The organism is Microbulbifer maximicatervae (SeqCode), assembly GCF_052468155.1.
The window spans coordinates 440,965-466,049 of sequence record NZ_CP174335.1 but is presented as its reverse complement, the minus strand read 5'-3'; the positions used below and the strand labels follow the sequence as shown (position 1 = coordinate 466,049).

Genomic DNA, 25,085 nt, shown 5'->3' with positions numbered 1-25,085 from the left:
GACTATTCAGTCAAAAAATATGGGGTTGAAATGCGTGTTACTCTCCCAGAGTTGCTGCGGTTTGATATTGCCTCTGGCGCGGCTAAAGCCTAGGCGCTCGGCGCATGAATTTATTGCAGTGGAACAGTTTCGCATGAGCCATAAATATACACAGCCATGTTGATTGCGATAGGCAGCCTGTAGCCCGGATTATGTAAATATACTGATGAGAGCAGAGTCCGCTTAGTTTGTGATAAGTGGATTTCAAGATATTAAAAAAGAAACGGGTAACCTGTGAATATGGCGTGACAGCCTGACCTGTAAGCCCGGAAAATTAAAAGAGCCTTTAGATGTTTAACTTTCTCCCCTCGTTTTTACTGTTGGTCATATCTTCGGTGTTGCTGGCCGTTAGCACATTGGTTTGTGCAGCCCCCATACTCTTGTTTTCAGTTTTTAGGTTTATTCTCCCTTTTGCCTTTCTGCAAAAACTTTTCATGGGTTTTTTTATTTCTTGGGCAGAAATGTGGATAACCCTAAATAAAGGCTGGATGAAGCTAACCCAAAGAACCCAGGTGGATGTACAGGGGATAGAGCATCTCGATAAACATGGATGGTATCTGGTCACAGCGAACCATCAAAGCTGGGTTGATATCTTTATTATGCAGTCGATTTTTAATCGAAGAATTCCATTCCTGAAATTTTTTGTGAAGCAAGAGTTGATCAAAGTTCCTGTGATTGGAATGTGCTGGTGGGCACTCGACTTTCCATTTATGAAGCGTTACAGCAAAGAATTTTTGAAAAAGCATCCAGAAATGCGCGGTAAGGATCTTGAAGCGACAAAAAAATCTTGTGAAAAATTTAAGCTAATACCCACCAGTATTATGAACTTCCTTGAAGGAACAAGGTTTAGCAAAGAGAAGCATCAAAGACAGCAATCGCCTTTCAAACATCTTCTAAAGCCCAAGTCCGGAGGGATTGCTTTTGCAATGCACTGTATGGGTGAGCAGCTGAACCAGTTACTGAATGTCACCATTGTTTACCCTGATGGTATACCTACTTTTAAAGATTTCCTTTCCGGTAAGTTAAAGAAAGTGATTGTTCGCATTGAGAAAGTCCAGTTGCCGAGCCGGTTTTTTGAGAGAGACTACGCAACCGATCAGGAGTTTCGGGTGGAGTTTAATCAGTGGGTAAATGAGTTATGGACTGAAAAGGATGCCCTGATTGATAAGCTTTTAATGGAAAGCAGGGCTTGAGCGGGGTTCGTAGAGAGGTTCACTCGTGACCCTCTCTACTGGCCGAACGTCACTATAGCCAAATAGGAAGCTGAGCCCGGATCTCCTCGGGTTCACAAGCCACCAGATTTTTTCCTGTTTCTCCTGCTATTGTTGCGCGGGTTGGAGATTTCAAGGCATCCCTCAAGCTGCCAACCATATAGGGTTCTGCGACAATATACAGTTTTTCGTACTGGCCCTCCTGTCTTCCCCTCTCCAGGGTATGTGCAATTTCTCTGGCAAAATTCTCACCTTCACGGCGATGTAATCCTGCAGAATTACCTACTGAGTGCCTTCCTTGACCATAGCTGTCGAAAGTGCGTCCGGGCGCATCACTCTCTTGGTCTCTGCCAGAGAGCCGTGATTCTGGATGGAGAAGTGCCTGGATTTCATTGAGATTTCCCGCGCGTTTGTTGGCTTCAAAAATTCGCGCTTGGGACTGGTTAGCCACAAGGACCCATGCTAAGGCCATGAACATATCCTCGTTTAACTGCCTTATTTAATCCTAGTAAATAGCCATATTGGCCACGAGCCCTGGTTGCTTATTGATGGATATGGAGGTGGAAATTCTCTTTAGGTGCACTTGGAAAGGAAGTTTTTAATATTTATATGTACAAAAGAAATATACGATAGCTCTCATATTCAATTTGTAATGGCTTTTATCGGCACTTAATCCCTTCGTTTGTCGCAGTATTTCCTAGACTGTACTCAAGATGTAACAGGCGCAAGACGGACTCTTGAGTTTTTCTGGCGCCTTTTGCGGCTTAGCGTAAAAAGAGGTTGTAGATATGAGTCTGATCCCCAGAGGGTCCCTATTGGACCTTGATAATATGTTTGAACAAATGCTCTCACCGACCCGTGCAATCGGCTCTGAACGCGAGGGATTTTTTTCTCCGCGTATCGATGTGAGTGAGCGCAAGAATATGTATGAAATTAGCGCTGAGCTGCCGGGAGTGGGTAAGGACGATATCAGTGTAACCCTAGAAAATGGGGTTTTGACCCTTGAAGCTGAGGTGCACCGCGAGGTTAAGGAGAAGAAGGATGGCCGCGTGCTTCGTCAGGAGCGGCGTTACGGCAAGTTCTTGCGCAGTTTCAATCTTGGTGAAGATGTTCGCGAAAGTGAGATTGATGCAAATTTCAAAGATGGGATTCTCACGCTCACGGTACCAAAACATGAGGGGCATCCCCCACAGAGAAAGCGGATTGAAGTGCACTGATCTATAGGGGTTAAGGGTGATGGGTTTTACCCGTCACTCTCTTTGGCATTTGTCTAAAGAGCTTTGAGGTACCTATGAAAGTTAAACACGCAATGCATGAGGGGGCTACCTGGTGCACCCCGGATACTCCATTACAGGAGTTGGCAAAAATTTTACGAGATGAAGATATTGGTGCAGTGCCGATCGGAGAAAATGACAGGCTTGTAGGAATAGTGACTGATAGAGATATTGTATGTCGCGGTGTGGTTCAGGGGGGTAATCTCAGCTCTTTGTCCGCCCGAGATGTTATGACAGAGGGGATTGAATGGTGCTGGGAAGAGGATGATCTGCTGTCTGCTGTCCACAAAATGGAGCAACAGTTGTTACGGCGAATGCCGGTACTCAATAGTGAAAAGCGTATGGTCGGTATTCTCAGTTTAGGGGATATTACCAGTGCCATCGCCAGCAAGCAGGGTGGGCAGTTCGCAGCAGCGGTCTCCTCGCACCACTGAGTGTGGGACTTAACGCATAATGCTCTTTACAGTCGTCAATCTATATTGGCGGCTGTTGGAAGTTTGAGTGCTCTAGAGTGTCTTGTCCGAAGCCTGTGAATCCCTCGGCAACCTAATGGCTCCATCTACTACTGGGCTGTTGATAGTCTTATTTACTTCCTGTCTGAGCTTGATCATGTTCACGGTCGACCCCGATGTCCGTTAAATGTGATTATTTGGGAGGCGTGAAGGAAGAATCAGTCGTATAATCCCTACTTTTTTTGAGGTTACTTATGGCTGTGACTCAGGAGCAGTTGGCACAACGCAGTGGAAATCAGTGCGAGCTCTGTAAAGCAGAAAATGGCTTGGCGGTTTATGACGTACCCCAGTCAGAGGGCTATCCAGATGCGGCAGTATTATTGTGTCAAACCTGTAGGGACCAGCTGGAAAATCCTGCACAGCTGGAAAGTGCGCACTGGCAGTGTCTGTCGGAGTCTATGTGGAGTACCGAGCCGGCAATTCAAGTGTTGGCATGGCGTATTCTAAAGCGCTTATCTGGCGAGACCTGGGCCCAAGACTTGTTTGACATGTTGTATTTGGATGGCGATTTGCTGGCCTGGGCAGAGGCCGGGGCAATACCAGAGGCTGGTGAGTTGGTGATTCATCGGGATAGTAATGGTGCCCAGTTACAAGCTGGAGATAATGTAGTTATTATCAAAGACTTGGATGTAAAAGGAAGCAGTTTGGTTGCAAAACGGGGAACGGCAGTTCGCGGTATCAGCTTAAGCGATAATCCTGAGCATATCGAAGGACGGGTCGAGGGTCAGAGAATTGTTATTCTGACAAAGTTTGTGAAAAAGAGTGGCTGATAAATATTTCATAAATAACTTCATTTTCTGAAAAGGGTATCTGCCGGCGGACCCGAAATACTCCCCTGTCCGTCTTAATTATGAAAATAAGAAAGGTATAGTTTACCTTTCTTATTTTTTTGCAAAATATTTCCGCTTTTATCAATTAACTGATAATTTTTAGAGCAAAATACGGTGTAATATTGAAGACGATAATAGCAATTTTGTATTGTGCTAGATATTGAAAATATGCACGGCCTAAATCTTGTTCATTAAGCTCAAATATTCGTGCGTGAATCCTGGTGATCGACTTCCTCAGGCAGACAAGTCCAATAGTTGATAGCAGTAGTATCAATATGTTTATAATCGAAGCCCAGCCTAAAAATAGTGTTAGATTTTCAGTTTCCATGTGAAATTTCCTTGCAGTTCTTTCTCGTATAAACCGATAGTTTTATGAGTAGATAGTGGAAAGTGCCACAATAGTCAGGCACTAGCCTTCAAATAAGTTGCGTTTGTGGATAGGGGTAGTCCCAGTTAGTTGAAGAGCTATGTTATATGATATAGCTATTGTCCGATGCTCATTATTCCTAGACACTGTGTGATAGTGCAAATGAGAGGTTGGCAATATGGTAGCTATAAAACATGAAGCCTATCTATGAAATTCGCAGTGGTGCGCTGGCTGGGTTTAATCTATTGGTGCCACAGCTCGGTGGTCAGTCATCAGATTTTTTAGCGCAAGTGGGGCTTCCTGCGGATTGTACACGTCGTCCAAATATCTTGATCCCCATTGCAACGCTGGTGGACCTCCTTAATTTGTGTTCACGGGACTTGTCCTGTAGTGACTTTGGCTTGCGATTGGCGGGGAAGCAAGGGCTACGTATGCTGGGCGTCCTTGGTAAGCTGATACTGGAAAGTGAGAATCTATCCAGTGCTTTGACAGTAACTCATCGGTATATGGTGTTACACAACCAGGCGGACTACTGGAAAATTTACCAAACCGATGACTGCTTGATTGCAGAGAGAGTTAATCACTTCCCCGACGCAATTCCCGCGCAACAGTATACTGAACTTTCAGTAGGCGCTGCCTATCGCCTGATACAGGAGATGGTTGGCTCTAAAGTATCTCCCCGCTCTGTTTCATTTCGGCATAAGCCCCAATCTCCGCTGAGTAGTTACCAAAATTTTTTTGGCATTGAGGCTAGTTTTGAGCAAGATCGAGATCGCTTGGTTTTTGATGGATCATTGATGAACTATCCCCTCGCTAAACCCAGCAGCGGTCTTATGAGATATTTTGAGGAGTTTTCCAAGTGCTTATTGGCAGAGCACAAGGGTGATATCAGCCGACAGGTTCAAGTCTTAATCCTTCAAACTCTCGGGGCCCAGCAGCACTCCCTGGAGCAAATTTCTCGCTTACTCGGTATGCCAATGAGAACGCTTCAGCGCCGTTTAAATGAAGCGGGAACCTCCTTTAAGCAGTTGGTACAGGGGGCGCGAATGAAGACTGCTCGCTGGCATCTACGGGCCTCAAGTATTGATGTGGGATTACTATCAGCAAGTTTGGGCTACACCGATATCAGTGCTTTCTCAAAAGCATTTCGAGCCATTCATGGAAGCTCCCCACTGCAGTGGAGGAAGCGACAAGCTATTAATTGTTAATCAATTAAAGGAATTATTTTGAATAATTGTTCGGCGCTACCAATTATTACTAGAAGGGTGAGCTTTTAGATTTTTCCTGATTTTACTTCAGCAGCGGCGCTTGGCTTTGCACCAATAATCTTAGGGGACTATGCTGGGCGCCACTGGAACGAATGATGAAAGGCAGAATTGAAAATGAGTGCAGAGACAATCCGTTGTAAAGCAGCTGTAGCTTGGGGGCCTGGGGAGCGTTTGGTTATTGAGGATGTCGATGTTATGCCTCCCCAACGGGGTGAAGTTCGCGTGAAATTACACGCCACCGGCGTTTGTCACACAGATGCGTTCACTTTGTCAGGAGATGATCCTGAAGGGGTATTCCCGGCAATCCTCGGTCACGAAGGTGCGGGTGTTGTTGAATCCGTTGGTGAGGGGGTGACCAGTGTCTCTGTCGGGGATCATGTAATTCCTTTGTATACCCCTGAATGTGGCGAATGTAAGTTTTGTCTCTCTGGAAAGACTAATTTGTGCCAAAAAATCAGGGGCACCCAGGGCAAAGGATTAATGCCTGACGGTTCGACACGTTTTTCGGTGAATGGGAAACCCATTTTCCATTATATGGGATGCTCTACTTTTTCTGAGTACACAGTCCTTCCTGAGATATCTGTGGCCAAAATTAATCCCGAAGCCCCCTCAAATGAGGTTTGTCTGCTGGGTTGTGGTGTTACTACGGGAATGGGAGCCGTTACCAATACCGCCAAGGTTGAGCCGGGCTCCTGTGTGGCAATTTTTGGTTTGGGCGGAATTGGTTTATCCGCAGTGATCGGAGCCAAGATGGCTGGCGCCTCACGAATTATTGGTGTCGATATTAATGAGGACAAATTTGCGCTGGCGAAGAAGTTGGGAGCCACTGAGTGTATTAACCCCAAAGCTTACGATAAGCCTATTCAAGAGGTTATCGTAGAGCTTACCGATGGCGGAGTGGATTATTCTTTTGAGTGTGTGGGCAATGTTAACCTGATGAGAGCTGCCTTGGAGTCTTGCCACAAAGGATGGGGGGAATCCATTATTATTGGAGTGGCAGGTGCAGGACAGGAAATCAGTACCCGCCCATTCCAGTTGGTTACAGGGCGGGTTTGGAAGGGATCAGCATTCGGCGGTGTAAAGGGGCGCTCTGAATTGCCTTCTTTCGTAGAGCGTTACCTGGCTGGAGAATTTAAATTGAATGACTTTATTACTCACTCAATGCCCCTTGAGCAAATAAATGATGCCTTCGATTTAATGCATGAAGGTAAAAGTATTCGCAGTGTTATTCATTTCCAGCAGGCTTGATAGGACCACTTAAAATGTCGATTGAATTGGTTAGCAGTACTAAATCTTTTGACGGTTTTCAGCAGCGTTACCGACATAAATCCAGCACGCTCAACTGTTCTATGGTCTTCTCCATTTTTTTACCACAGGATGCAGAGGGGAATACACAGAGGAAATATCCTGTTGTTTATTGGCTTTCGGGCTTGACGTGTACGGATGAAAACTTCAGTCAAAAGGCTGGTGCTCAGAGAATCGCTGCAGAGTTAGGGATTATCTTAGTGATACCCGATACGAGCCCCAGAGGAGACGATGTGGCGGATGACCCGGGTTATGATCTGGGGCAGGGGGCTGGTTTTTATGTGAACGCGACTCAAGAACCCTGGAAGCAGCATTATCAAATGTATGACTACATCGTGGATGAACTTCCAAGCCTGGTAGAACTTCATTTTCCCACCAATGGTCGACGCGGGATTTGCGGGCACTCCATGGGCGGGCACGGTGCCCTGGTCATCGGTCTGCGAAACCCCAAGCGATATCAATCAATTTCTGCTTTTAGTCCAATTTGCAATCCTATTGCTTGCCCTTGGGGAGAAAAGGCGCTGGGAACATACTTGGGAGCTGATCCCAAGAGCTGGGAGCCATATGACGCAACAGTGCTAATGGGGCGCGCTGTAGAGAAAACGCCGATTTTGGTTTCTCAGGGGGAACAGGATGAGTTTCTTGAGGAACAGCTGAGGCCACATTCCCTGCAAACAGCTGCTGAAGCCAGTGATTATCCTCTTCGGATAGAGCATCACGCAGGCTACGATCACAGTTACTATTTCATCGCTTCATTTATTGAGGAGCACTTAAGGTTCCATGCAGACTCATTGTTGAGCAGACATATATATTAGGCTGGATAAATTACGGACTAGTGAAGTTAGCCCCTCAGTTGAGGGGCTGTTTGGGTAAAGGGTTTCGCGCCCTGGGCAAGTTGCTATGTATAAAGCGATACGAGCAGAATACATAGAGCCAAAGTGAGAGGCGTAAGCTTATCGTGCAACCGCCCGACACTCGCCAATAATTTCAGCTCTGTTCTGGTCAAAAGTTTGTTCGATCAGGAACCAGCCATTGGGACAGAAGCCACTTTCGGCTAGCAAGAGTTCCATTCTCTGCCGGGCAACTTTCTTCACATCTCCAGAATTGGCGCCGCCGGGACCGCCACCTCCTGGGCCACCACTACCCTTACCACCGCCGCCGGGACCACCACCACCGGGACCACCACCACCGGGACCACCGCCACCTGGACCTCCACCACCCGGACCACCACGCTTACCGCCTTGGCCCTTGGGGCCAGCTCCAATGGTTGCCTTGTAGGTAAAGCGACGATGGCCCAGTTCGGTGATGTCAGTGACAAACGATTCAGTGGTGGGGATCTCTGGTGTAGAGCTACAGCCAGCAGCGATCAAAATCACAGCTGCAGATGCAAAGAGATGAACCTTCATTATTGTTACCCCATATTTTGATAAAAGCTTTAGTCCGACATTAGCTAACCACAAATGTTGGTTAAGCAGAGTAAACATTTGTAAAGGGGGGCTATTGCAGCAGGATTGTTTGTGCGCAAACCCAAAACTATAAGGTACTGCATGTCCCGGAAGGTTCCGTTGTAGAATCCTTCACCGGTTTGCTCTATCCACAATATAGCTGCATTTTTTAGAGGGTTTCCGATAAATTTGAGATACTTCTGGTGATCAGAACAAGTCCCAAAGAGAAGCTATGGCTTACCTGGATGTCATTTAGGCCGGCTCCTAAGGAAGCCGGAGATAACATGGAATTAATCAGAATTTTCTAAATAATACCCCTGCTAGCAAAGTGGTACGTGAATTGCCAACAATACTTAATATAAAGAGTTTTCCTATGAAACAAGCACTGCTTGCATTACTTGGATGTACTTTTGCAGGAATATGTTCTGCAGAGTCACTCAGCATTGAACGGTTATTCTCCGACCCGGCTCTGAGTGGTACCGCTCCCCGAGCGCTGGAATATTCACCTGATGGGCAGCGCGTAACTTTCCTCAAAGGTAGAGTTGAAGATTACAACCGTTACGATCTTTGGGAGTACAACCTGAAAGACGGTCAGTCCCGAATTTTGGTCAATTCCGATAGTCTGCACAGCGGTAGTGAAACTCTTTCGGATGAGGAAAAGGCAAGACGGGAGCGCCAGCGAATTTATGGTAGTGGAATAATGGAGTACAGCTGGTCAGAGGATGGTCGGTCTCTGTTGTTCCCTTTGGCCGGCGATATTTACTATTACGATCTCAAAGACCGTTCTTCGCGTCGACTGACTGAAACGGAAACCTTTGAAACCGATGTAAAGGTTTCTCCCGAGGGGCACTTTGTTTCGTTTATTCGCGACCAAAATATCTATATTGTCGATCTGAAAACCGGTAGGGAAAAGCAGCTAACCAGCGACGGCAAAGATCATATTAAAAGTGGAATGGCTGAGTTTGTTGCCCAGGAGGAAATGGACCGGATGACCGGTTATTGGTGGTCTCCTGATGATCGGCATATTGCTTTCCTCCAAGTTGATGAGTCGCCAGTTGATCAGGTAACCCGTAGCGAAATCTATGCGGATCGTATCGAAATGATACAGCAACGTTACCCCGCTGCTGGGCGTGCGAACGCAAAAATCCGACTTGGCCTTATAGATATTGATTCGGGGGATATCCGTTGGGTCAACCTGGGAGATAATCAGGATATTTATATTCCCCGAGTAAAATGGGCCCGTAATCACCTGCTAACTTTCCAGTGGCAATCTCGAGACCAGCAAAAGTTAGAGCTTCGTGCTTACAATCTCAATACGGGAAAAACCCGAACGCTCCTTACCGAGTCCAGCGATACCTGGGTTAACCTGAGCCATGATCTCCACTTTTTGGAAGATAGCGATGCTTTTATTTGGTCATCGGAGAGGGATGGCTTCAAACACCTGTATAAATATGATTTTGGCGGCAGATTACAGGCACAATTGACTAAGGGAGATTGGGTGGTTGACGAGTTAGAGGCTGTTGATGAGCAGGCTAACCGTCTGTATTTTACCGCACGAAAAGATACTCCAATCGAGAGGCATCTCTATGCAGTCTCCCTGCAAGGGGAGAGCGACATTAAGAGAATTTCACAGCGTAGTGGTATGCACTCTATCGAATTTTCTGAGGATGCCTCTGGATATATTGATAAATTTTCCAGCGTTACCACGCCGCCTCAAGTGAGCCTGCACAGCAGCTCAGGGGCCAGAATCACCTGGCTTGAGCAGAACGCTGTAAATCGTGATCACCCTCTCTATCCTTATAAAGATCAATGGATCACTCCGGAATTTGGCAGTATTGAGGCGCCCCATGGCCAGGAGCTTTTCTACCGCTTGTACAAACCTGCTAATTTTGATGCGAAGAAAAGTTACCCGGTAATGGTGTTTGTCTATGGTGGTCCACACGCTCAGGTGGTTACCAATAGCTGGGATAAACTATTCAACCAGTATATGGCCCAAAAGGGTTATATTGTTTTTTCCCTAGATAATCGTGGTTCAGCAAACCGCGGTACCACTTTTGAGAATCCTATCTTTAAGAATATGGGGTCTCCTGAAGTGGAAGATCAAATTACCGGCGTTGAATTCCTGCGTACCCTGCCTTACGTTGATAAAAATAAAGTAGGTATCTTCGGTCACAGCTACGGTGGTTACATGGCACTGATGAGTATGTTCAAAGCCGGAGACTACTTTAAGGCGGGGGTATCGGGTGCGCCGGTTACGGACTGGACGCTGTATGATACCCATTACACTGAGCGTTATATGGGCAATCCAACCAAGGATATGGATGCCTATGAGGCATCTTCTGTGTTTCCCTATGCGAAGGGCTTACAAGGTGATCTGCTGATTTATCATGGCATGGCGGATGACAATGTGTTGTTTACCAATACCACTAAACTCATAAAACAGATGCAGGACAACGGCCAACAATTTGAGCTGATGACTTATCCAGGCAAGAAGCATAGCTTGCGCGGTAAGCAGACTCGCATCCACCAATACAGCATGATCAAGCGATTTTTTGATCGGCATTTAAAGGGGCAGGATTAAAACTTAAATAATCTCCCAGAAGAAAAAACCGAGGCTAGCCTCGGTTTTTTCTTTATTGAGGTATATGATTCTTAAGACTGAGGCTGATCAACCCGATCCAAATTCATTACCTTGGTCCAGGCCTGCACAAAATCATTTACAAACTTGTCGGCGCCATCACTGGAAGCATAAACCTCTGCGACTGCCCTTAATTCAGAGTTTGAACCAAAAATCAGATCTACAGGTGTGGCTGTCCACTTTGCCTGGCCACTTTTGCGATCTTTTCCTTCATAGATACCCTCTGATTTTGCCGACTTGGACCAGACAGTAGACATATCGAGCAGGTTCACAAAGAAATCATTCGTCAGTGTGCCGGGGCGCTGAGTAAGTACACCATTCTGTGAGGAGTCGGTATTTGCGTTAAGTGCGCGCATTCCTCCAACCAGAACAGTCATTTCAGGCACACTCAGTGTTAACAGACTGGCTTTATCAACTAATAACTCTGTAGGGGTTCTTCCATAACCATCGCCAAAGTAGTTGCGGAAGCCATCGGCCAGAGGTTGTAGTACCGCAAAAGAATTAATATCTGTTTGTTCCTGGGAAGCATCGGTGCGTCCAGGTTTGAAAGGGACCTGAATTTTATGTCCGCCTTGCTCTGCTGCTTTTTCAATGGCTGCTGCGCCTCCAAGTACAATGATATCTGCCATTGAGATTTTTTTGCCCCCGGATTGGGAACTGTTAAATTCTTGCTGGACTTTTTCCAGCGATGCCAGGACTTGTGATAGTTCAGAGGGATCATTTACCGACCAGTCCTTTTGGGGTTCCAGGCGAAGACGGCCACCATTGGCGCCACCGCGAAAATCTGAACCACGGAAGGTAGAAGCAGAGGCCCAGGCAGTCCTCACCAGATCGGGAACGCTAATGCCCGCCTCCAGTATTTTTGCTTTGAGAGAATCTATATCCCGGCTGTCAATTAGCGGGTGATCAACTTTGGGAATAGGGTCTTGCCAAATTAAATCTTCTTCGGGCACCTCCGCTCCCAAATAGCGCGCGCGAGGGCCCATATCCCGATGAGTCAACTTGAACCAGGCTTTGGCAAAAGCGCGTTGAAATTCTTCCGGATTTTCCTGAAACCGCTTGGCAATTTCTTTGTAGCTGGGATCGAACTTAAGGGATAAATCCGTGGTAAACATGATGGGGGCATGGCGCTTGTTCTTGTCGAATGCATCGGGCACCAGATTTGCCGCGCTCTGATCATCGGGAATCCACTGAACGGCACCAGCTGGACTTTTTGTTTTGACCCAATTGAATTTAAACAGGTTGTCCAGATACTGCTGACTCCAATTGATCGGGGCGGCAGACCAGGCCCCTTCCAGGCCGGATGTCATTGTGTCGTCGGCATTACCTTTCCCACACTTATTTTTCCAGCCAAGCCCCTGCTGCTCAATTGGGGCGGCGGCGGGCTCTGGGCCGAGGCAATCAGCTTTCACTGCACCGTGAGCCTTACCAAAAGTATGGCCTCCGGCAATCAAGGCTACTGTCTCTTCGTCATTCATCGCCATGCGGGCAAAGGTTTCGCGGATATCTGTGGCGGCAGCCACCGGGTCGGGATTGCCGTTGGGGCCCTCCGGGTTGACATAAATAAGCCCCATTTGCACAGCACCCAGGGGTTTGTCCAGCTCCCGATTGCCGGTGTAACGCTCATCCGCCAGCATCTTGGTTTCGGGCCCCCAATAAACCAGGTCGGGCTCCCAGTCATCCTGTCGCCCCCCGGCAAATCCGTAAGTGGGGAATCCCATGGACTCCAGGGCTACATTGCCGGTTAGCACCATAAGATCAGCCCAGGACAATTTGCGCCCATATTTTTGTTTGATGGGCCAGAGTAGACGGCGGGCTTTATCCAGGTTGGCATTATCAGGCCAGCTGTTGAGGGGATCGAAACGCTGTTGGCCGCCACGGGCACCACCGCGACCATCACCGATACGGTAGGTGCCAGCGCTGTGCCAGGCCATTCGGATCATAAATGGGCCGTAATGACCGTAGTCTGCGGGCCACCAGTCCTGTGAAGTTTTGAGCTGAGTTTCGATGTCCTGTTTTACCGCTTTAAGATCCAGGGTTTGGAATTCGGCAGCGTAATCAAAGCTGTCACCCATTGGATTGGATCTTGGAGAGTGCTGCCTGAGGGGACGCAGATCCAGCTGATCAGGCCACCAAAACCGATTGGACTTTGGCTGTCCTTCTACTGCACCCTCAAGAATTACTGGATCAGTGACGACTTCCTCATGGGTATCTGCGACACTAAATGGCGCGACTATAAATATTGAGATTAATAAAGCGACATAACTACGATTATATTTCATTAACATTTACAGTATCTCCGTACGATCGTTGGTACATCCTTTGGCTCATTATTTATTTGATGATGAAATACCTGACTCTATTCCTTACCGCTGATTTCTTTTGCCCTTTGGCTGAAGCGTAGTCTTGGATATGGGGTTAATAGTATATAAATTTTATAGCGTCAGGTTTAAAAGGAATTAATAAGGTAGATTGGTAAACTTAATTACTGGTTCTTTTATTTAAAGGAATTATGGTTTTGGGGTAGGGCGACGTTGATATTTTTATATTTTGAAGAAGTTCGTGCCAAAAAATTTGGATTGTAAATCTAAACCACTGTTGGAGAAATAAGATACACAGAACGGGATAAATAAGGCTCTCCGGACAGAGAGCCCTGAAGGCAATTAATTGCAGAGTGTCTGTAAGGTAAGAAGAGGGCTCTGCCCGCTCTCTTTGGAGCTTAAATCCAGACCGTTAATGCCCCGTTCCGATGCGATGACCAGGCCGTTATTATTATCGTTTAACCAGCTGTCGACGATTCCTGAGGCTCCCAGGTCAATGAGATGTCGGCCGGTAGAGGAGGGGATAAAGCTGCCCACCTGGAGTCCGAGAATAGAACTACCCCCGACAGAATCCCAAGTGGCCGACTCTTCCCGCCAACTTTGTGTTGCCATGTAAATGCCGTAGCTATTGCTGGAAGTATTGGTTACATTCAATTCGAGTGTCGCATCAATATACTGGCGACAGCTTAAATCTGATAAGTCAAAGCGAATGAGGCTATAGAGAGTTCCATAGGTTAGATCGCTGCCGTCGGCGAGGAGTCCATCGCTATCACCATCGAAATTATCATCCTCTTTTCTGGATGAAATAAACACATCGTCTGAAGCAACTTGAGATACCTCTTCACTAATAGAATCGCTGCAATCGGCGGTTACCCTGAGGGCTGGGGCAATACCGGTTTCTTGTGAAGAGATATCTACCCCATCACTGCCACTCAGTGAGGCAATGACCAAGCCAGTATTTTCATTGTCCAGCCAACTATCCAGAAGACCTGATGAACTCAAGTTCACCACTTGGGTACCAGTAGACGACGGGGTAAAGCTGGCGAACAACTGTGAAAGCACCGTTGATCCACCGACAGAATCCCAGGTGGCTGATTCCTCACTCCAGTTGGATTCAGCCAAGTAAATACCGTAACTATTACTGGACCGGTTGGTGATATTAAATTCGATTTCAACTGAATTTATCGTCGAGCAGTGAGATAAATTGGAGAGATCAAATTTAATCAGTGAGTAAAGCGTTCCATAGGTGCTATCACTGCCATCTGCGAGAAGTCCATCTGAGTCATTGTCAAAATTACTGGAAGAGTAGCGCGATGAAATAAATGTGTCATCAGTCACTGGTAGTGATAACTCGCCATTACCACTGTCGTCCTCAAGCATAACGCTCCTGCCAACGTTATTTTGTGCGAGAACCATAGCTTCACCAATTCGGTTGGCGCTCCACCAATTGATATTTTCCGGTAATACAAGAGGATTATTGGCTCGATCTTCTCGTGTTAGAGTACTTGCGCTGTTATCGAACTGTGCTGTGCGTACAGTGAGTTGGTCAAAGCTGACCTGGATAACTTTAAACTGCTGGATGCTGGCCATATCTATGGTCCAAAACTTGGCATCATTTGCTGAGCGAGCTGGTGCTCCCCAGCTTCCCTCACCAACGTAAACGGTGCCGCCGGTTTCGTTGGTTGAAAAATCGCTATTACTGGGGGCAACGACTTCGGTGACTTTGGTGAGATGGGTATCTGATTCGACCACCATATTCATGGCGTAGTCATAAAAGGGTTGTGCCCACCAATTAAATAATGTGGGGTTGTCAGATTTACCGCTGTAGTGGGGGAACATGGGTTTGTGGTACTGGGCAAAGCGCCAGTGACTGTAGGCGCCAGTCCCTGCTAAATCACTCTCAAGCCAATTGTTCATGGCGGTAGCATAAGATGACCAGCCGCTTTCTTGAAACTGGCTGTTTAGTGTGTAGACACGCAATAGGGGGGAAATTTGTACTGCGCCGTAGGTATCACTGGGGCTACAACTACCATCCGCATTGAAGTCCACACCAAAGACCTGGCAGGTGGTTGAATAGTTGTCATCCTCATGATTTCCATGGGTAGGTATTAGAGGGTAAATACGTTGATAGCTATAGCCATCAATTTCGTCGTTGGAGTAGGTCAGCGTCCAGTCTTGTAAAAAGTCATCCATTTCCGACGCACTGTTGGCGTTGGTAAAATCACCGCCATGCATAACGGCCAGTGGGCGAATTTTGGCTAGTAAAGCATTGCCCTCGCGCCGTGTTGTATGCCCCGTGCGGGTATCTCCCCCAGCGACTATGACGAAGGGAGATTCCTCCGCAGGAGCCGTTTTAAACCAGAACCGGTCGCCACAGCCGTCCTGATCACACACACGATAGTAAACTGCTGAATCCGGTGTTAGGTTTTCCAACCTGACAAAGTAGCTATCTAAGCTGCCATCGAAGGTAGATGTAGAATCAACCCCTTGACTGCTCCAGCTATTTTCATTGGTTGAATAGCCAAAATTAATGTAAGGGTTACTACTGTGGCCATCTGGCGAAAAACCGATAACGGCACTGGTGGATGCATCACCATCCCAGGCCAATCTGTGGTGTTTAGTTGCTGAACTGGCATCAATTGCCAAACATAGAGCCGAGATAGCAAAAGCAGTGCTTAAGAACCGTCTCATTGGGGGTTTCCTGTAAGTAGTGGTTATTCTTTTCAGGCGCAGCAGCTTTAGAGATTAGTTGCAAAAGACTTGTGCGGCGCGCCGGAATTATTGTGGATCTTTATTACAGGCCGTTGAATGATTGGAGACTAAACGAACGAAAGCGGCGTTTCGATAGGGAATTGTGATGGTTTTTGCATTCATAAAATTGATTGCGCCAGCACCTGTTCCCAGATATTGGTAGATGCCATATAAAGGCCTGTCAAAATTACGGGTCCAATAATCTCCCCTTTGAGTTTTCGGGAAATATTCAGTCGCAATTAGAGGTCTGCCAGATTTACTTTCCTGCAGGATAATGGATCGTAACTCTGTAATATCGGGGAGCCGCCAGTTTTGCGTTGCACACAATTTCTGTTGATTGGTATTGCGAATCAGATCCTCGGTATCACACCGCTCTTCTTCAAAATAACAATCTCCATTATTTTCTATACCTTCTTCATATTGATACCACGAGTAGGTCCACCTTCCATCGTGAATTCCTTCGTCGTCAGTTTTTACTTCCCAAAGAAGCCCTGTATCGGTGTCGCAGATACAGGACCAGGGGCCTGCCCAAGCCTCGATAGGCTCCCCATTTTTATCAATTTTAACTAAGTGATATTCCCTTGGCAGAGGTTGTGATGGTTGGTGCAGTATGGCTGCACAGATCGTGATTGCAGGTAAAATGAATACCCAAAATATACGCACAAACATTATTGATCTGCCAACTTGATTTTGACGGGGAGGGCATGGCGAGTGTGGGCGATTTGCGAGTGATCAAAGGCAGAAACCCAGAGGCAAATACCGTCTTTTATTACTACATCTAACGCTGACCCAGTATTTAATTTACGCACCATCTCCATAGACCATTGGCCGTCCTGCCAAACAGCATAGGCCCTGACATCGGCACGATCTCCTTCAAAGCGATTTGAGGTATAGAGGACTGAAGGCATAATCGTATTGATAGGATAATTGTCATCTTCAGCCGTGTATGGCTGGTAATCAAACCAGGAAATAGTCCAATCGCTCTTTGTATCCTCGTTTTGATATGGCGTCAGGCTGGAGGGACTTTTGGGTAGTCGTTTTGGGGTAACGTTTTTTGAGGAGTACCACTCCCAGTTCATTAAGTATGCCCCGGACTCTTTGCCATCCTGGAGATATCCTGCGGTATAGCGGCGTGCTCCTGGCCTTACAATATCAGGCTTGCCAACATAATTGTCATCTGCCAGGTGCATTTTATTGGTTCTTACTGCTTTCCAGTGCCAGAGATCGTGTATTTCATCGGATGAGCTGTAGTGGTAGCCCTTGCCATGCCAATTTGCGGGCAACTGTGCTGATGGTTTGCGGCCCAGGTGAGAGGTTCCCGAAGCACCGAAATCACAGGAATTGGAGAGCAGGATGGCAAACTTATCTTCATAGTGACGGGTTTCATTAAAATTTTGAAAACCTTGCTGTTGTATTTCCCAGCCAGAATCCACTTTTTTCAGTGGTAGGTGTTTCAGGCTTTCAGTGGGATCTTCCCAAGTGATATGAAAAAATATTTCCTGTTGGTTATGCAAGGCTCTTAAGTTGACGGTTGAGCTACCATCAATAAAGTTAGCACCTCCGTCAGTATGGATTTTAAGTGGTGTGGCTGAGGACCATGCGGATTCTTTGGGGATTCCATCTATGTTTATAAAGGTTTCCGGCCTTATTTTCTCAATTGTAAGATCGTGGTAACTGTTATTTGTAACAATAATCCAAAGTAATAAAGTGACACAGCCGGCAGATAAGTAGGTAAAAATTGAAGTTCGATAGCCCGATCGAGTATTGGGAAGCAAATAGCCCGAAGTCTTCAGACCATAGGTTATTAGGTAAACGCCAGCGTGAAAGAATATATAGAGTAAGATCGCAAAAGCACTATAAAAGTGTGCCTGGCGAAAGATAGAAGCATTGTCGGAACCAATAAATAAAATCCAGCCACTTAAGATCATGAGTGTTAAAAAAAATGAGCCAATGCGTGTTACTACTCTATGGTAGCTAATTGATGTTTTATTAGGTTCACTGGATGAGTTTGTACTTTTTAATTTAATTGTTACTTTATAGAATAAGTAACAGAGAAGGATGGCTGAAGTAACAATTGCGACAAAGAAGTGAATATCATGAATCTGTCCCTGGGGTAAAAGTTCTTCGATATTTCCAATACTTGGCTTAGTCAAGGTGGAGATACGGAGCCCCGTTAGCAGACTACATAAAACTGCAACAATGGCCATGCTGTGCAGAATTATCCAAAGAGTACTCTTCGGTTGTTTGGCCATGGGAGTATTCCAAAAGGGTTTAGGCTAGTAAAAAAGTGTGGCATTTATATTAATTAAAATAGACTACATTCTGCTGATGGAGTCATGGCGCCTAAAAAGGAAGAACGCACTGCGCTGTAGAAGCGCATAAAGAATGAATGCCGATTCCGAGCTTACCGAGATATAATCACAGCGAGTCTCAGTTGTAGAGTCTCCTTTCCGCCTGACCCAATAGTGTACTACTCAGTATTTTGACCTGTTCAGAACAAATAGCGGGATAACTTATTCTTGTTGGTATTCGGCATTCTGTAACTACTCATGCAGCTGACACTTATTCAGGCTTTCACTTTTCTCCAAATCTTCCGATATGGCCATAAGTTTCGGGTGGTCACTTCTCCAGTCAAAATCTTCATGGCGAAAATCAAGATAGGATAGTGCTGAGCACAAGTTAATATGTGGCAAGCTAAGACTGGCGGGTAATCGATCCAGGTGCTTTTCCAGGTAATCTAGAGATCTCTCAATAGCACTGAAGTAGCGCTGCCACCAAAAATCAGACCTAAGTTCTTCCCGTGCGCGCAGCTTTTCCATTTGCAGATGCACTGCTGCGTCCATTAATCCAGAGCTGACACTGTGAAAAGTATACAGATCCCAATTGTTGTCTAGTGGTGTAGATAAGTGACCATCCCCTAAGCTTTTATCAAGAAATGCACAGATGACTTCGCTGTCAATGATCGAGGAGCCATTATCCAGGGTTAGGCAGGGGACTTTTCCCAAGGGGTTGCTGGAAATAAGTTCGTCGTCATTGTGAAAGGGGTGAGAGAAATGCTCTGTTACCACAGAGTGCAGACGCTGTTCTTGCACAACAATGCGCGCCTTGCGCGCAAAGGGGGAGGAAAAGGTCAGGTACAGTTGCATAGGCCAAGCTCTTTTTAGCTGCGTGCCCTTTCAGCAACTGCAGTGACCGCCAGTGCTGCTACGAGCAACTGTTAACGCGTACTTTAGTGATGGGTAATCACTGAAGTAATGCGGTTATAGAGGTGCTGTTTCAAGTAGGCTCTCTGTTTTTTGAGGCTGGAATAGTGATCGTCGTCGGTGCCAATACCACTATCCTGAAGGCCTCTTATTTGTTTATCCAGTTTGCTGTAGATGTCGTTTTCGAGTTTGAATTGAATATCGTCTTCGATGAGCTGCTTGATTGTGTCTGCATATTCTGGGAAATCCACCGAGAGCTCGTGTGAAGCAATGGGCATAAGGGACCTCCACAATCGATATTAGTTAATGAAGTGTAGGTTCAGTCTTGCCAGTCACAAAAGTGCAATTCTAGCGCTGCTTCCCTTAATCAACATAGTTATAAAGTGAAGTTAATATAAGTTTGTATATAGCCATTTGATATATATAAAAGTTGAAGCTATTTTATTAGCAAATATTTTTTACCCTCTTTTTTTGATTATTGGTAATTGTTAGTCAGGTGAGGCTTAAGCAGAGGGCTGGGAGGAAGTGACGGGCACAAAAAAGCCCGACAATTACTTGTCGGGCTTTTTTGTTGCGGTTCTGCTACTGGGCTTAGGCCGAAGCCTCCAGTGGGGCAAAGCGCAATTGGCGCCTCTGCAAAAGCTCACCGAGGTAGAGCTTTAAGTAGGCTGCAGCGGCCCGTTTCCCCTCTGCTGCGGAGTCTTCTGTTATTTTTCCAAAGCGGGAATAAGACTGGGAGCAGAAGGAGTCGTTAATGTTGATGGCACACATAAACCGGTCTCGCCAATCCTGAGAGGGTGGTAACTCAAACTCCCGAGACAGGTTTTTGATCAGAGTATCTGCCAGGCGCCAATTGTTTTCCATTTGTAGTTGGCGTAATGCCCAACTGGACTGAGGTCCAAAATGTACTTTTAGTGCCGCGAGATTCTCTTCATAGTAGCCGCGCACAAGGTCGCACAGCTGATTCAGCATATCCTGCCAGCTTTCTGACGGAGAAAAATCCGAATGGCCCAATACTACGTCACCGAAAGACTTATAGTGACGCTCGGCCAGGGCGGTTAAGCTGGCATCTACACTTGGGAAGAAATGATAAACAGACGCTGCTGGAACACCTGCAACCTGACTAAGGTTTGCGAGGCTAATATCCGTAGAGTCTTGTTCAGTAATTAATACTTCAAGGGCGTCAAGAAGCTTTTCATACTTCTCCCGACCATTTTTGCGTTGTGGTTTGCGCGGACTGGCGGTGTCGCGCCGGCTGATTGCTCGTCGATCGATTTGGTTCAAACTACCTCCCCCTTTAGACAAGCGGTACTGGCCATGGGCTAGCATACGCTTTACTTCCATGTAAAAAATTGTCTTTTGGAATTGATTATTATAATCGTACCAAATTCGGGCGAGCAAGAAGAACTTGTTTGATTTGTGGGGTAGTTCCACCTTAATTAATTAAATTCGGCTAGCAGGTATTTCTGCCAGCCGAATGGAAATGCAGCTAGTGATAATGTAGCTCTGTCGCCTTTCCTCGGAAGACGTAATAAGAGAAAACGGTATAGGCGAGGATGACGGGAACTACTATTACCGCACCCACAAGAATAAATTTTAATGAGGCGGTGGCACTGGCTGCCTGCCAAATATTTAGTTGGCCGGGAACAATATCAGGGAAAAAGCTGAAGGCCAGGCCGATAAAGCACATCAGGAAAATAACGACGACCGTGAAAAAAGGAACCGCTTTATGTCTATCTGTAGGCTTAGGCATTCTCGCCAACAGAACATCATTGGAGACAAAGGCAATAAAGCATAGGGTGGGGATGAGTAGTACAAACATAACCAGAGGGTAGGTAAACCATCGGTCAAATACTGTTGGGTTTACCAGTGGATTGATGGCCGATACTGCAACCACCCCAAGCAGGGTGGCCCGCCCTGCGTAACGGGTCCATGTGGTCGCTCGTTTTTGCAGCTCCGACTCGGTTTTAAGAACCAGCCAGGCGCCGCCAATATAGGCATATGCGGCGGTAACTCCCAGAGCACTGAGCGCTGAAAAAAGCTGTGCAGACCAGTCGGGCTTAAAGCCAATCACGTACTGCCCCAGCATGTACCCCTGCGCAAGGCTGGTAATAATAGATCCCGCTTTAAAGGTTCGATCCCAGGTTAGCTTTTTGTCGATGGCAGCTTTTGCACGAAAGTCGAATGCCACTCCTCGCATGATTAGCCCGACCAGCATAATCGCAGCTGGTATATATAGATGCATTAACACCAGGTTGTGTGCGATTGGGAATGCAATCAGGAGCAAACCGATTGCCAGTACCAGCCAGGTTTCGTTGGCATCCCAAAAGGGGCCAATGGATGCGATCATGGTATCCCGCTGCGATTCCTCCTCTTCTCCCATGGGGAGCAAAATTCCCACACCAAGATCGTAGCCATCCAGAATTGCGTAGACTATTACCGCCAGGCCCATAAGGGCGACAAAGGCGACAGGCAGCCAATAGGCCGCTGCAGAAGCGCTACCGGTCATTTGCCTTCTCCCTTGTCATTTTTCTCGGTATCTTTTGGGCGGTTGGTTAAGCTAGTGCCGGCGAATAGTTCCTGAGTTTCAAACTCCTCGACTTTTACAGACTTCAGGGCCATCACTTTCAGGGTTCTTATGTACGCATAGAGCAATATCACGTAGACAACCAGATAAAGGGTTAGGGAAAAACCGACATGAGAAGGTGGTACTGGAGTAACAGCGTCGGCGGTTTTCAGTACTCCTGTAACGAGCCAGGGTTGGCGTCCAATTTCTGTGACATACCAACCGGCCAAGGTGGCTATCCAGCCGGAGAATGTCATCGCGACCAGGGTTTTAAGCATCCAGCGAGGCAGCTCACCTTTACGCAATAGATAGACCCCACCCCAAGCGGTTAGCAGCATCAATATGCCTATGCCGACCATAATGCGGAAGGCGAAGAATACGGGGGCTACCGGTGGGTGATTATCGGGGAATTCATTAATTCCCTTGATCTCACCATCCCACTCATGGGTAAGGATAAGGCTGGCCATTTTGGGAATGCCGATCGCCAAATGGTTGGTTTTTTCTTCTCCGTCGGGAATCGCAAATAACAGCAGGGGGGCACCGCGCTCTGTTTCCCAAACCCCCTCCATTGCGGCGACTTTTTGAGGCTGGTGCTCAAAAGTGTTGAGTCCGTGTAAGTCACCCACATAGATTTGAATCGGAATAAAGATGGCAGCGAGAATCAGTCCTGTTTTAAGGGCGAGCCGGGGCGCGCGTTTGGGGTCTCCTTTAAGAATCCGATAAGCGGAAACCCCCGCAACAAAGAAAGATGCCGTCAAACCCGAAGCCAGCAGCATATGTGTAAGTCGGTAGGGGAAAGAGGCGTTAAAGATAATTTCCATCCAGCTTGCCGGGTAGGCGACCCCATCCCGTAAATCGAATCCGGCAGGTGTTTGCATCCAGGAGTTGAGAGCAATAATCCAAAAAGCGGATAGAGTGGTTCCTGTTGCCACAATAAAGGCAGATAAAGTATGTATTTTGCTTGGCACCTTATTAATGCCAAACAACATAATGCCGAGAAAGGTTGCTTCGAGAAAGAATGCAGTAAGTACTTCGTATCCGAGAAGCGGGCCGGCGATATTGCCGACCTGGGCCATAAAGCCGGGCCAGTTTGTTCCGAACTGGAATGACATGGTGATGCCACTCACTACGCCGAGAGCAAATGTCAGGGCAAAGACTTTTACCCAAAAACGATATGCGCGCATCCAGACCGGATTATTAGTTTGGTCGTAGCGTAATTTAAAAAAGAAAACGATCCACGCGAGTGCGATGGTGATTGTTGGAAATAGAATATGAAAGCTGATATTTGCGGCAAACTGTATCCTGGAAAGGATCAGGGTATCTAGCATGAGAGCCTCTGCTGGTCTGAGATCTTTGAACCAGTGAGCCGATTAGCACCTCCTGTGCTAATCGGCACTGCAAGAAAATATAGAGGCAGGTGTGTGTTCCCGCGTATACAATCCTGCAGGAGCCGACTTTGGATCGGCAGCGGCACGGCCTTGTGCCGTTTTTAATCCAGCACTATGGGCTGCTGGATTAAAAATATGCCGGGGCTTTTAGCCATGGATTTGGCCCTATGGGTTTCTCCCCGGAATAAGTGCTTCAGATGAAGGTGTTATTTCGCTTTGAGTGCAGCGGTATATTCCTCGTGCTAGCGTTTTTTTCGCTAGTTTGAGGTGTTCTGTCCACCTGTCATCTTACTTTTGAGTTCCAGTAGCTTGACGATACCGGAGCCTAGCTTCATCAATTTAAGCAGGTCCTGGTGTTCTAGCTTGCTGAGTGTGTTGGCAAATTCTTCGAGTAGCTCCAGCAAGCTGTAAACTTCCTGGATTTTTTCCTGTGCCTGGGCATCCAGCTCATCTTGGGGTTCATTGAGCAGCAGCTGGCGAAGCAGACTTAATGTAGGGTCGAGCTCTCGCTTGCGGCGCTCCTCGAAGACAGTGCGAGCGAGGTCCCAGATTGACCCAGCTGCAGTGAAATAATCTTTTCGGTCGCCCGGTTGATGATGCAGCTCAACCAAGCGCCAGGCCTGTAGCTCTTTGAGCCCCATACTGACATTGCCACGACTGATCTTCAGGGCCTGGGCTAATTGCTCGGCATTGAGTGGCGTGGGATGAATGGTGAGTAGGGCAAACATTTGTCCCACCGTGCGATTGAATCCCCAGCGGCTACCCATTTCACCAAAGTGCAGTACGAATGCCTGGGCTTGACTCGATAGTTTCATTTACTTCTTAAGTTTCAGAAATTTCTGAAAATTGTAAATGTAAATTGATCTATGTCAATCACCAATTTAGAAAATAATGTGAGGCCAGCGAGAGGCTCCCTGATTCTGATCTGGGGAGAGGCTGGCGCAGTGGGGGTTATATGCTCAAGCTACTTTTGGCTCTTTGGTACCAGTTGTCGGGCACGATAAAGCCTCTGCTGGCTTCGCCATTTTTATCGACGGCGGCGATGCACAGGGGGTGGGTAAAGCTTTCGGGCAGCAGCGCCTCTAGCAATTGATCGGCAGTCATGCCGGTGGTGCTGCTCTGAGGCGCCAGCCAGGCTTGCTTGGGGAGCGCCAGCCACTCGAGAGCACTGCGGTTTGCCTGGCTCAGGGAGAATGACCGAAACTCAGATAACGATACCCACCAAAGATCATGACTGGAGGGCCGGCGAAGTGTATCCAGCGGTTTGAATAGTCTCCCGGGCATTAGCGCCCACTGGCGATCTATCTCTAGGCCGTGCTCTTTCAGTATTGATTGAACTGCCGGCATTTCAATTAGTGGCAGTTGATGATCTGCCATTCTTGCCAGTTTGATATCCAGTCGGTCCTTGATTCCAGGCCCTACCCAATGGATATCGGTAACCTGGAGATAAAATTTTACGGCAATTTCCCAGTGTTCACACTGGTTGCTGGGCAGGTGTTGCACGACGAAGTCGAGTTCCCCCAGTGTCTTGCCGCCGGACCTTAGAGGGAGGTTTTGGTAGAGCAGCTGGTAGTCGGGATGTTTGTCAAAGGCAAATGACCAGAGCCTTTCAAAGTAAGTGCCCAAGCGGTTATTGGGTTTGTTGAGGCTGAGTTCGTGCAGGTAATTATCCAACTCAGGGGAAAGTGCATCTTTTACTTTCGGGCAGGAGAAGTATTCCAATAGGGACTTTCGTCGCGTGGATAGAAGCCAGGGGAGTTGGTTAGCTGCACTAAAAATTGTAACGGAGTCCTCGCTAGTGGGAATATCCGAACTTCCCACGGACCACATTAAGTTGTCCCAATTATCTACCTGTCCGCTTTTCAGGGAGGAAATCATGGCCTTCTGTATCGTTTCCTGAATCATTAAACTTCTGTATATTGCTAAAATACAAGACAGATTGGTGAAATCATCTATGATTGCTTTAC

Annotated in this window: 22 protein-coding genes; 8 read left to right on the top strand and 14 right to left on the bottom strand. The window is 47.0% G+C overall.

Translation table 11 applies throughout. The features are described 5' to 3' along the window. Positions 1-329 precede the first annotated feature (329 nt). A complete protein-coding gene (gene yihG / locus ACJJIY_RS01920; protein ID WP_444934191.1) occupies positions 330-1,232 on the top strand; it encodes a 1-acylglycerol-3-phosphate O-acyltransferase, YihG family in 903 nt (300 codons plus the stop codon). Positions 1,233-1,284: 52 nt separating this feature from the next. Here the strand turns inward: yihG and ACJJIY_RS01915 are convergent, their stop codons facing one another. After that, complete coding sequence (locus ACJJIY_RS01915; RefSeq protein ID WP_282931224.1) at positions 1,285-1,722, bottom strand: host attachment protein; 438 nt, start codon at positions 1,720-1,722, stop codon at positions 1,285-1,287. Between the two features lie 316 nt (positions 1,723-2,038). On the opposite strand from ACJJIY_RS01915, the gene ACJJIY_RS01910 reads away from it, so the two are divergent. From ACJJIY_RS01910 to ACJJIY_RS01900, 3 genes are all read left to right on the top strand, one after another. Continuing rightward, positions 2,039-2,467 (top strand): Hsp20/alpha crystallin family protein, encoded by a 429-nt coding sequence (locus tag ACJJIY_RS01910; protein WP_282931225.1) that lies wholly within the window; start codon positions 2,039-2,041, stop codon positions 2,465-2,467. Positions 2,468-2,541: 74 nt separating this feature from the next. Continuing rightward, entirely contained in the window at positions 2,542-2,958 is a 417-nt protein-coding gene (locus ACJJIY_RS01905; RefSeq protein WP_108734525.1) for a CBS domain-containing protein, read from the top strand. Between the two features lie 272 nt (positions 2,959-3,230). Continuing rightward, on the top strand, positions 3,231-3,806 hold the full coding sequence (locus tag ACJJIY_RS01900) for a PhnA domain-containing protein (RefSeq protein ID WP_282931227.1): 576 nt from the start codon (positions 3,231-3,233) through the stop codon (positions 3,804-3,806). A 145-nt stretch (positions 3,807-3,951) separates the two neighbouring features. On the opposite strand, the gene ACJJIY_RS01895 is transcribed toward ACJJIY_RS01900, so the two are convergent. Then, a complete protein-coding gene (locus tag ACJJIY_RS01895) occupies positions 3,952-4,194 on the bottom strand; it encodes a DUF6868 family protein (RefSeq protein ID WP_444911533.1) in 243 nt (80 codons plus the stop codon). Positions 4,195-4,427: 233 nt separating this feature from the next. Between ACJJIY_RS01895 and ACJJIY_RS01890 the strand changes: the two genes are divergently transcribed. The 3 genes from ACJJIY_RS01890 (at position 4,428) to fghA (ending at position 7,621) form a co-directional block, all read left to right on the top strand. Further along, complete coding sequence (locus ACJJIY_RS01890; protein WP_445358975.1) at positions 4,428-5,441, top strand: AraC family transcriptional regulator; 1,014 nt, start codon at positions 4,428-4,430, stop codon at positions 5,439-5,441. A gap of 174 nt (positions 5,442-5,615) precedes the next feature. Continuing rightward, a complete protein-coding gene (locus ACJJIY_RS01885; protein WP_413663342.1) occupies positions 5,616-6,749 on the top strand; it encodes an S-(hydroxymethyl)glutathione dehydrogenase/class III alcohol dehydrogenase in 1,134 nt (377 codons plus the stop codon). 14 nt (positions 6,750-6,763) lie between these two features. Continuing rightward, positions 6,764-7,621, top strand: a complete 858-nt coding sequence (gene fghA / locus ACJJIY_RS01880) for an S-formylglutathione hydrolase (protein WP_445358974.1) — start codon at positions 6,764-6,766, stop codon at positions 7,619-7,621. 138 nt (positions 7,622-7,759) lie between these two features. Here fghA and ACJJIY_RS01875 read toward each other — a convergent pair whose 3' ends face one another. Next, on the bottom strand, positions 7,760-8,212 hold the full coding sequence (locus ACJJIY_RS01875) for a hypothetical protein (RefSeq protein ID WP_444907253.1): 453 nt from the start codon (positions 8,210-8,212) through the stop codon (positions 7,760-7,762). Positions 8,213-8,624: 412 nt separating this feature from the next. On the opposite strand from ACJJIY_RS01875, the gene ACJJIY_RS01870 reads away from it, so the two are divergent. Next, complete coding sequence (locus ACJJIY_RS01870; RefSeq protein WP_445358973.1) at positions 8,625-10,832, top strand: S9 family peptidase; 2,208 nt, start codon at positions 8,625-8,627, stop codon at positions 10,830-10,832. Between the two features lie 71 nt (positions 10,833-10,903). On the opposite strand, the gene katG is transcribed toward ACJJIY_RS01870, so the two are convergent. The 11 genes from katG to ACJJIY_RS01815 form a co-directional block, all read right to left on the bottom strand. Continuing rightward, positions 10,904-13,177 carry a catalase/peroxidase HPI gene (gene katG / locus ACJJIY_RS01865; RefSeq protein ID WP_445358972.1) on the bottom strand — a complete coding sequence of 758 codons (2,274 nt, stop codon included), beginning with the start codon at positions 13,175-13,177 and terminating at the stop codon, positions 10,904-10,906. Positions 13,178-13,552: 375 nt separating this feature from the next. Continuing rightward, positions 13,553-15,901 (bottom strand): DNRLRE domain-containing protein, encoded by a 2,349-nt coding sequence (locus ACJJIY_RS01860; RefSeq protein WP_445358971.1) that lies wholly within the window; start codon positions 15,899-15,901, stop codon positions 13,553-13,555. A gap of 87 nt (positions 15,902-15,988) precedes the next feature. Further along, positions 15,989-16,630, bottom strand: coding sequence for an Lcl C-terminal domain-containing protein (locus ACJJIY_RS01855; protein WP_444940748.1), 642 nt, complete (start codon positions 16,628-16,630; stop codon positions 15,989-15,991). After that, the gene (locus ACJJIY_RS01850) at positions 16,630-18,213 is read right to left on the bottom strand and encodes an ethylbenzene dehydrogenase-related protein (RefSeq protein ID WP_445358970.1); all 1,584 of its coding nucleotides are present in this window, start codon (positions 18,211-18,213) and stop codon (positions 16,630-16,632) included. The genes ACJJIY_RS01855 and ACJJIY_RS01850 overlap by 1 nt, the downstream gene beginning before the upstream one ends. A gap of 291 nt (positions 18,214-18,504) precedes the next feature. Then, positions 18,505-19,107, bottom strand: a complete 603-nt coding sequence (locus ACJJIY_RS01845) for a glutathione S-transferase N-terminal domain-containing protein (protein ID WP_445355654.1) — start codon at positions 19,105-19,107, stop codon at positions 18,505-18,507. Positions 19,108-19,190: 83 nt separating this feature from the next. Further along, positions 19,191-19,442: an HP1242/YdcH family protein gene (locus ACJJIY_RS01840; RefSeq protein WP_282931240.1), complete on the bottom strand. Its 252-nt coding sequence runs from the start codon at positions 19,440-19,442 to the stop codon at positions 19,191-19,193. A 313-nt stretch (positions 19,443-19,755) separates the two neighbouring features. Next, the gene (locus tag ACJJIY_RS01835) at positions 19,756-20,448 is read right to left on the bottom strand and encodes a TetR/AcrR family transcriptional regulator (RefSeq protein ID WP_413663333.1); all 693 of its coding nucleotides are present in this window, start codon (positions 20,446-20,448) and stop codon (positions 19,756-19,758) included. A 205-nt stretch (positions 20,449-20,653) separates the two neighbouring features. Continuing rightward, positions 20,654-21,673, bottom strand: a complete 1,020-nt coding sequence (cydB, locus tag ACJJIY_RS01830) for a cytochrome d ubiquinol oxidase subunit II (protein ID WP_445358969.1) — start codon at positions 21,671-21,673, stop codon at positions 20,654-20,656. Beyond that, complete coding sequence (locus ACJJIY_RS01825) at positions 21,670-23,058, bottom strand: cytochrome ubiquinol oxidase subunit I (protein ID WP_445358968.1); 1,389 nt, start codon at positions 23,056-23,058, stop codon at positions 21,670-21,672. The genes cydB and ACJJIY_RS01825 overlap by 4 nt, the downstream gene beginning before the upstream one ends. Positions 23,059-23,375: 317 nt before the next feature. After that, positions 23,376-23,933 carry a GbsR/MarR family transcriptional regulator gene (locus ACJJIY_RS01820; RefSeq protein WP_282931244.1) on the bottom strand — a complete coding sequence of 186 codons (558 nt, stop codon included), beginning with the start codon at positions 23,931-23,933 and terminating at the stop codon, positions 23,376-23,378. Positions 23,934-24,069: 136 nt separating this feature from the next. Continuing rightward, on the bottom strand, positions 24,070-25,023 hold the full coding sequence (locus ACJJIY_RS01815; protein ID WP_445358967.1) for a DUF1853 family protein: 954 nt from the start codon (positions 25,021-25,023) through the stop codon (positions 24,070-24,072). Between the last annotated feature and the right edge of the window lie 62 nt (positions 25,024-25,085).